This window comes from Deltaproteobacteria bacterium (genome assembly GCA_016931625.1).
Lineage (GTDB): Bacteria > Myxococcota > XYA12-FULL-58-9 > XYA12-FULL-58-9 > JAFGEK01 > JAFGEK01.
The window spans coordinates 20110-28063 of the sequence record JAFGEK010000155.1 but is presented as its reverse complement, the minus strand read 5'-3'; the positions used below and the strand labels follow the sequence as shown (position 1 = coordinate 28063).

Annotated in this window: 7 protein-coding genes; 2 read left to right on the top strand and 5 right to left on the bottom strand. The window is 42.2% G+C overall.

Annotated features, from left to right (window positions below):
- Positions 1 to 161: 161 nt before the first annotated feature.
- The 4 genes from JW841_13220 to JW841_13205 form a co-directional block, all read right to left on the bottom strand.
- Positions 162 to 704 carry a hypothetical protein gene (locus JW841_13220; protein ID MBN1961900.1) on the bottom strand — a complete coding sequence of 181 codons (543 nt, stop codon included), beginning with the start codon at positions 702 to 704 and terminating at the stop codon, positions 162 to 164.
- On the bottom strand, positions 701 to 2377 hold the full coding sequence (locus tag JW841_13215) for a hypothetical protein (protein ID MBN1961899.1): 1677 nt from the start codon (positions 2375 to 2377) through the stop codon (positions 701 to 703). The genes JW841_13220 and JW841_13215 overlap by 4 nt, the downstream gene beginning before the upstream one ends.
- A gap of 110 nt (positions 2378 to 2487) precedes the next feature.
- A complete protein-coding gene (locus JW841_13210; protein ID MBN1961898.1) occupies positions 2488 to 3690 on the bottom strand; it encodes a DUF4388 domain-containing protein in 1203 nt (400 codons plus the stop codon).
- Between the two features lie 4 nt (positions 3691 to 3694).
- A complete protein-coding gene (locus JW841_13205) occupies positions 3695 to 5665 on the bottom strand; it encodes a tetratricopeptide repeat protein (GenBank protein MBN1961897.1) in 1971 nt (656 codons plus the stop codon).
- Between JW841_13205 and JW841_13200 the strand changes: the two genes are divergently transcribed.
- Positions 5631 to 5744 (top strand): hypothetical protein, encoded by a 114-nt coding sequence (locus JW841_13200; GenBank protein MBN1961896.1) that lies wholly within the window; start codon positions 5631 to 5633, stop codon positions 5742 to 5744. The genes JW841_13205 and JW841_13200 overlap by 35 nt on opposite strands.
- 392 nt (positions 5745 to 6136) lie before the next feature.
- Here the strand turns inward: JW841_13200 and JW841_13195 are convergent, their stop codons facing one another.
- Positions 6137 to 6967, bottom strand: coding sequence for a hypothetical protein (locus JW841_13195; protein ID MBN1961895.1), 831 nt, complete (start codon positions 6965 to 6967; stop codon positions 6137 to 6139).
- A gap of 144 nt (positions 6968 to 7111) precedes the next feature.
- Between JW841_13195 and mazG the strand changes: the two genes are divergently transcribed.
- Positions 7112 to 7909, top strand: a complete 798-nt coding sequence (mazG, locus tag JW841_13190; GenBank protein MBN1961894.1) for a nucleoside triphosphate pyrophosphohydrolase — start codon at positions 7112 to 7114, stop codon at positions 7907 to 7909.
- Positions 7910 to 7954 lie beyond the last annotated feature (45 nt).

The following is a 7954-nucleotide window of genomic DNA, read 5'->3' as shown; positions in this document are numbered from 1 at the left end:
GACTTGCCACCAGCAAGCCTCGGCATGATTTTTTTGCGCGCGCGGCCCTCGTCACGCGGCTTTTGTGAATCTCTCGGTCCAACATTTAGGGACACCCCCTAGTTAACCATAAATAACTAAAAGATTCACTGGTTTCTCTAATTGCCTGTATTCATGGAGAATTATTCATTGGTTGAGGTACTTTGTGTTTTTTCAACTTTGTGTTTTTGGCGCTCGCGCAGTACACCAAATTGCGTAACTTGAATTTCACCAGAGAGTAACTTACTGCCTAATACCCAAAGCTTGGCTCCTACCATTTCAACAAGTTGTTGCCGAATTTTTGGATGCGCATTTAATGGTAAAGGTGGCCCAGCATCAACTTGAATACCTAAAAGACTAACTGGTTTTAATTCAACTAATACGCCAACTGCTAATGGCCGTTTTCCTGAGGGTAGAGACAAAATACGATAGCCAGCTACCACAAATCTTTTTGGCTCTCTTTGCCCTAAAAGCTCAACTTTGGTTGACTGCAAACGAGCTAACTCGCTTACCACCTCTCCGCTAAGCCGTAAAGATGTACCATCTTCTGTTAGCTTTATGCGCACTGATGGTTTGGTAAGACCACGACCGACTTGTATAGTGCCGATAACACTATGGTTATCATCAGTGGTTGGGCTTTGATCATCAGCGCCTAAACACGTGGCGATCACAAGAGCTAGAATCATTGTACTCTCGTAACACTCACATGCAAATCAGCATCGGCAGTAGCTGTGCCCTGCAGATTGATTGCTTCTGTCCCTCCGGTAACTAAAAACAATAAAGTCCCGGATGGTATGATTTCGGCTGAAGTCAAAGACTCAGTATCATCGCTAACGTCGACTTCAATAATGTCTTCGGGACCCTCTAATGTTACGTCTTCGCCGCGAGCGTCAGTATAGGTATCATGAGTGTTAATACCCATTTTTTGGGAAGTGTCACTTGAAGTTGAGGTTTTAGCAAAATCATAGGCATGAGCAGTATCAAGCGAAATATCTTCATTACCGGTGGCATAAACTGCCAACTGCAATTGTTGCAGCATTTGCACAATCGCGCCTTTGGCAAACATGTTATGCTCTAACCCGGCTGCATCTTCATTTAACAAGTCAGCAATAAACGAATTAGAACCACGACGGTCTCGCAAATGGCGAAGCAATAAGAAAGCCTTACCGCGTTGTTGTTGATCAGCATTGGCGGTTTTTAATAAACTGCCACTTAAAGCTAAAGAACCAGCATTCCAGCCGGATAAAGCTAAAGCCACCGTGCCAATATTTGATGCGCCCCAGCCATTTAAATCTTCCATAAGATGTGCTAAACCTTCATCAAGCCAAAGAGCTTCTGGTTGCGCCTTATCGCCACGTCCTTGTACGCGCACGGCAAAATTAACTAAATGTTGATACTCATGAGTTAAGGTGCCAGCTATCAGTTCTGGGGTGATCTCGTCTGTAGCTCTGGCCCAAAGAATGTCAGCGGCATTACCTGTGGCATCGTCGAGTTCAGCATCTAAAAAGTCGTCAGGATTGAAAAAGCCGACCATATCCATGGTAACAGTTGAAGTTGTTCGATTAGTAAAGACTACGGTAAAGCGGCCATCGCCATCACGATCAAGTGGATCTACGTGCCCATTAGCGCGACCGAGCAAAGATAATTCATTTGTTAAAGTTTTTGCAAACTCTTTAACCGCTGCTACTGCATCACTTTGTTGGCCTGTGGTCAGAGCGCTATCCACAACAACATTTATCTTAGTTTTTCCTGCTGTAACTACTTCGGCTAAGCTACAAGTAATTGGAGTGTTTGCATTTAAAAAGTTTACATGTGGCGCTGCAGTGCATTCACCCTTCCAGCACATTTTATCGGTACCACAATCTTCTGAACAACTAGATACACTGGCTTTCTTAGGAGCCGTATAAACACCACTTACATAATTGCGCGCTATTTGCATGGTTCGGGCATGACGCATTTTATCTAAAGCAAAACGCTTATACATAGCCGGACTAAGTTTTGAATTTATAGGTGAAGATAATGGAGATATTTTCAAAGCGCTTTGATCACCGCCGGCACCCTTAAGGCTAAAGGGAATGTATGAACTCGAAATGGCTTCGGCACCATCTGGAATTGCAACTACGGATAGCAAATAGACCGCATCTTCATCAGTAAAATCGAGATCGACTTCGCCAAAAGTACGAATAGTTGTGGCGTCAACTTTCTTACATACTGCTGGGTCAGTATTGTGATCGCATACATAATTTACAGCACAATCGTAGTCATGCGAGCAGGTATTGGCTGCTTCTTCTGTTTCTGTTTCTGCGCAGGTAGTGAGAATTGATAAAGCAAAGCCAAAAACCAATTTGTAGCGTTGCATAATGAATAACTCCTTCTCACAAAAAAATAACTACCCAGTAACATTGTTGTTAAAAAGCACAACTTGCTTGATATCTACAAATATATACTTAAAAATTATCTTACCATACCTTAAAAAAGTGGTCTCAATAGCATATATTGTTTTCCGACTCGTTGATAGCTATAAATTTTTTGCCAAGGAAAATGAAGATCTTGGTCAGTTATCAAATCCGTCTTTACTAACTCGTTAAGATTTTTAGGGTAATTGCCGTTCATTGCTTTATATACTTCAAGAGCTCGTTCGACCTTTTGCCTTTGATTTTTATCAATTTGCGTCTGTAAACTAACGTCTTTATACCCCCATGGCTGACGTGGTCTAACAAAATCAAGCCATTTTGTATCTACTGAATATAAAAATACTACTAATCCAGCAGACAAACCAAACACACCTATCACTCTTGCGATAGCGGTAAACAGATGAGCTGACGATGGGGCGCTTATCCCTCCAACAGTGGCTTCACCGCTAGGCGCTCGCGTATGTTCTGAAGATGATGCAGCTAAAAAACCAGCATCAATTAATCGCTCAAGTGCCTTACAAGTATCAAACTCGCCGAGACGAGAAAGGTCGATAATCTTTTGAACGTCGCGTTCAGGAGATATCAATTGAAATACTAAACGTTCATTTTGCCCGATATTTTTTAAACTTCCTTCCAAACTTTGCTCAGTGAAACCATCAACAAAGACACTATCAAGATCTAACTCATCACTACCCATCGGTGTTGCCGGCACTAATGGGTCGAGTTCTTTTACTCGTTCAAAAGTAACTCCATATCCCGTAACCCGTCGACGAATATGTGGCCACTCATCAAGCTGACGAAAACCCTCCATAAGAATATTTTCGCTTCTTAGTGGTTCAAATTCTTGCTCAACATTTATTTCTTTTTGGCTAAACTCATAAGAGCCATTAGTCCAAAAAAATAGACGATAGATTGTCTCAGTAGTTTGCAGTCGCGTAAATGTAGCAAGCGTTTTGCGATCAACCACACCGCTTTCAACTAATATTTGGCCTAAACGCTTGAGAGTGCGCTTTTGTAATTCTAAAGCACGCGTAACTTGCTCATCGCTTAAAACCTCTGCACGTACGAGCATACGACCCAATAAATCACGGCGGTCGCGAGTTGCCGATTCAGCACGCACTACACCTCCACCGCTAAAAACAATATCTACGCGCTGGTTACCGTTTCGTAAACAAAGTACCCCACTTTTAGCTTGATGCCCGATGAGTTGCAGAATATCAGCAATGCCAAAATCTTTTAATGTTCCTCGTAGGGCCATTTAGCTAACGGTCCTCTCTGAGACCATCAATTAGGGCAAATACATAAATAGCTATCATTGCTAATAATGCTAAACCAATCCAAAACCAATACGGGCCGCCATCTGCGGTTACTATGGTCGGTAAAAATCCAAATGCCTGCAATAATAAAATAGCAAAAGTTAAATAACCAACCATAAGAGCAATGCCAAAAGGAAATGCCCCGCGCAGTATTTGACCGCAACCAGCCAATAAAACTGATAAAAACTGCCTGATGCGTGTTTGCCTATCTCGATAACGATGTACTTGAATTTCTTTGCGAATGCACTGACGAGGATCAACATGTTCAAGCGCCACAAATACATAATAACATTGCCCACATTGCCTTTGATCAGGTAATTCATGATGACAATGATGACAGGCAGCCATCCCACAACGTGGACACAACTTGGCAGGACGCAATATTTGTCTCATTATACCTAAAATAAGAACGATACAACATCCGGCTAATGCGGCTACGCCAAACGCCAAACGTTTAGTTTTCCCTCCAAGATACTGCCATATCTGCGCAACCGCCTGATAATGCTCTGGTCCGCTTTCAAAAGACATAGCCAGCAATCGCCTTGGCACATTTGCTTCAACTAAAAATATTCCACTGGCTCTTTTTGCTTGATCAGCCAATTTTTCGACACGCTCAAGATCAAGAGACATGGCTTGCCGCTGCGCTTCGCCAGCCTTTTGATGCTCAGTCATGGCATAATAAACTCTCGAAAGGTTAAACCATGCTGCAAGATTTTCAGAGTTTAACTGCAACGCCTTTTTATAAGCGACAATCGCTCCTTGCCGATCACCAGATAAGCACCGTGCATTTCCGGTAGTGACCCATAAATCTTCATCTGCTATGGCTGTAGCTGCACGATCTAACCAACCACATGCTTCAGCTATTTCTCCAGACCATTTCGCACGCAAACCTAATGCGTAAAGTTCATCAGGACCAACATTTTTTAGCAATCGAACCCGGTTGGCTGCAGCCTCTGCACCTATATCACGTACAGTTAAATACACATCTTGTGAACGAGAGTCGGCATAATTTAAATGCGAAATAAGCCAAGGCAATAAAAAGGCTACACCAGCTATAGCTGCTAAAAGTACTACGACACCAACGCGTTCACGTACTTCATAGTAAATTGAAAATAACGACAACCAAATAACTATTACCCATAATATCCCTAGCCTAAGCAATATTGGTGCAAGCAATAATAATAAGCCTAATAATACTCTATGGATCCTAAAGGCCGAGCGCGGTAAAATGTGCTGTAGGTCATGAAAAAACAGACGGCTATATCGATATAAAGAAATTATTGTCAGTACGCCAGCGACTAAAAGTATTGCAGTAGATAAAGATAAAAAGAAATTGCCTAAATGTATGCGTATCAGTGGCGGTTCACTAATAGTGATATATAAGCCTTGCAAATAAGATGTGATAACATCAGTAAAACTACCTTCAGAGGATGCCCAAGCAGCCTGGCCGTAAATGAAATGAGTTGCTGGTAAATGTGGAGCTAATAAAGTTGCTCCTTTAGCTATATTAATAGCCTTGTTTGGCTGACCGCTTGCAAGTGATCGCTTAGCTTCTTGAACCAAGGCAATACCATAAGTAAAAAAATCAGGCCATCCTGAGGCATTCTTAGCGTTAATAATTGAGACAAGAATTCTAGTAGCTTCTCGGTAGTCACCACGCGACAACGCAGCGCGTCTGCGTGACCATAAATCTGCAAAAAATGATGGTGATTTACCTTGATTAGGCTCTGGAGTTAAAGTTTTATTAGTTTTTGCTGGTGGCAATATATGAGACGGAGCTTCGATCGTATCATCTGTTATATTATTTGGTGCAGGTATTACTGATGGTTTTTGTTGAGAGGATATATCAGGAGATTCTTTTTTAGGTTTTACTAAATAAGGAATACCTGCCTGCGCAAAACTTACTTTAGCTGTCATTGTTATTAATAAAGGCGCAACAAATGCCACTAATATTACAATTATAGACACCATGCCAATTTGGCAGGGAAGAAAATAAAATGATGTCCTACCAAACCTTTTGGTCATAATGCCAAATTATGCTCGTTTAAGTTAGCTAAACGTAATCATCTGCCAAAAAAGGTGTTAACATGGCAAGTGCCGGCCCAGCAAGAAAGTGCGTACTTTACTAATTTTATTAAACCGAGATAATCGCGATAAACTTTAATGAACAAACCAATAATCGCTGAAAATACGTAATAATTAAACGAAATTAGAGCAGTTTCCTTTTGAAGTGAGCGTAGCGAGACATGACAGACCGTAGCCGAAGATGGCGCCTGAGGAGTGAGCAGCGCAGTAATAGTGGACCTATTTCGAGCAGCGAAACGACGAGGCCGCCAGATGGAGGCAGGTATTTCGTGTCGCAGTAGATCAATTCAAGAGGAAACTGCTCTAAGGAACAGGCCAATCGTCATCAGGACATATGATATCAACTTGGTCGTTTTCTAAAGTATCCCAACATAACGTTTCATCGTTTTTCTCAATTTTACCCGAACCATCGGCGACACTCCAAACTACTGTAAAAGTTGTGGTCGCATCTTGATTATCAATCTTATCAACAATTTCCATGCTGGCGATATTACCATCTAATTCGTAAGTGATGGTATCGCCTTTTTCAGGCACATCTGGGCGGGTATTGGTAAATATTAATTTCTTTTCGGTGGCGCTTACGCGTGACCAATCGATAGTCAATACCGGTACAGTTGGCCCAGGCTCTGATTCAGTACCTGGATCATAAAACTGCCAAGTACCACTAGTAAGTCCATGACTGCCAGTATACCAAACATAATCTTGGATGTAATCGTTTTGGTCTTTAAGGCCTGTCATATGCATACTTAATTCTAATTTATCTTTTACTGATCCATGTAGCTCAGCATCATAAGCTAGTAATGGATACGTATGTTTCCATATCCATTCTTCACCGTTATATTTAGGTTTTTCGGTTAATACACCTGCAAAAATAGCTTTGGGGATAATCAGGACAATGTTTATAGCTAAGGTAACTAAGCCAACAGAAAGAGCGGCAGCTCCAGCATTAACTTTTGTGCCTGTCGGTATGGTTAACGCAGTACTTTGATCACCGGCAGTAAAAGCTTGCAATTCCATGCTGTCTGCAGGTGGTAGTGCTGGGCCTTGCGCTTCTTCTTCAGTGTCTTTACCGCAAGCCATTGTTTGCAACATAAATGCTGCCATTAAAGGTAAGCTTAAATAGTTACGTCTCATGAGTAACCCTCCAGCGGTTTGAAGTACAATCTAATAAGGCTACCCGCCCCGGGACGTTCGTGCCAGCGTTAATTTATAAGACGTTTAACTTTGCGAATTTATTTATTGCTAATTTCTTGAAACTCTGTGCTAGAGCAAATCACTATGGACCGTTTTGAACAAGCCGGGGCTGTATTTACCAAACTTTGCCGCATTATGGCACGCTTGCGCGCTCCTGGTGGTTGCCCGTGGGACCGCGAACAAACACCAACTAGCCTAAAACCTTACATAATTGAAGAAGCTTATGAGACTATCGACGCCATCGACTCAGGCAATACAGCTTCGTGGTGTGAAGAATTAGGAGACTTGCTCTTACAGGTAGTGTTTCAGGCTGAACTTGCACAAGAAGATGCTAAATTTGATATTGCTGCGGTAGTAGATGGCATTGCTGATAAGCTACTAAGACGACATCCGCATGTATTTGGCGATAATAAAGCTAAAGATGCTGACGGCGCCCTGCAAAGATGGGAAGCTGTAAAAGCTAAAGAGCGCCCTAAAGATAAGGGTGTTTTAGCTGGTGTTCCGCGCAACCTCCCTGCCTTGCTTCGGGCTACTCGCACAGGTGAAAAAGCTGGGGCGGCTGGTTTTGATTGGAGTAATGCTAGCGAAGTTGCTACCAAAGTAAATGAAGAATGGGCTGAACTACAGCAAGCCTTAACACTAAATGATAAAAACGCCGTGACTGACGAATTTGGCGACTTACTTTTTACTATGGTCAATTTAAGTCGTCGTTTGGGTGTAGATGCCGAAACTGCGCTACAACAAGCAACCAACAAATTTCAAAGCCGCTTTGAACATATGGAACAGGAGCTACGCCAACAAGGACGCAGCCCCCGCGATGCAAAGCTAGAAGAACTTGAAAAGCTATGGCAGCAAGCTAAAAAGGCAGTGAAAAAAAACTAAGAATATTTAAGGGACTCAAATTTTATTAAAAATTGAAAAAAGTCG